Source organism: Vibrio sp. 1401 (genome assembly GCF_033340295.1).
In genome coordinates this window covers 1-791 of record NZ_JAWOWF010000260.1, presented here as the reverse complement: position 1 = coordinate 791, position 791 = coordinate 1, and the positions used below count along the sequence as shown (strand labels likewise).

Here is a 791-nt window from a genome sequence, read left to right as displayed (position 1 = left end):
AACCGTTTTACTGTGCTGGCAGCTTCAAAAGCGAAGGGATGGGAATTTGTTTGTTCGAAAAGTTAGTCGGCAAAGATCCAAACACTCTCGTTGGCCTGCCTCTGATTGATTTGATTGATATGCTGCAAAAGCAAGGTTTCGAGATCTTGTAAGTTTAATCAACGCCTCTACTCATCATTTGAAACCTAATATATAAGTGAAATGCAAAAGGGGAGCTAGAGCTCCCTTTGTTTATAGTAAATGCGTTCAGTTTGCCTTTCTTAATCCAACAAGCACTTTCTCTAGTTTGGATTCCATCGGAGCATTAATTTCCATCCATTCATCATTAGACGGATGTTGAAACTTAATGTTCGCGGCATGCAAAAACAAACGGTCCAATCCAAGTTGACCAGTGTAGGCATCAAAACGTCTATCTCCGTAACGATCATCCCATGCGATAGGATGTCCGGTGTACTGAGTATGCACACGAATTTGGTGAGTACGCCCCGTAATTGGGCTGGCTTGAATCAACGTCGCTTGCTCAAATTTCTCAAGAATTTTGAAACGCGTTTCTGATGGCTTACCGTTTGGGTTCACTCGTACAATACTGTTCACTTCATTTTTAAGTAAGGGGGCGTTCACAACTTTACAGTTGCTTTTCCATTGCCCCATCACTAAGGCGAAGTAAAACTTCTTCACCGTTTTTTCACGGAACTGCGCTTGCAAATGGCGAAGCGCCGAGCGCTTTTTAGCAACCAGTAAAATACCCGAGGTATCTCTGTCAATACGGTGAACCAATTCTAGGAAACGTG

General features: G+C 42.9%; 2 protein-coding genes. One reads left to right on the top strand and one right to left on the bottom strand.

Annotation, left to right across the window (positions count from 1 at the left end; translation table 11 throughout):
• Window positions 1-152: Maf family protein (locus tag R7Z77_RS24975; RefSeq protein ID WP_318136995.1), on the top strand; the 152-nt coding region annotated here is incomplete at its 5' end.
• 94 nt (window positions 153-246) lie between these two features.
• Here the strand turns inward: R7Z77_RS24975 and R7Z77_RS24970 are convergent.
• On the bottom strand, window positions 247-791 hold a 545-nt coding region (locus R7Z77_RS24970; RefSeq protein ID WP_318136994.1), incomplete at its 5' end, for an RluA family pseudouridine synthase.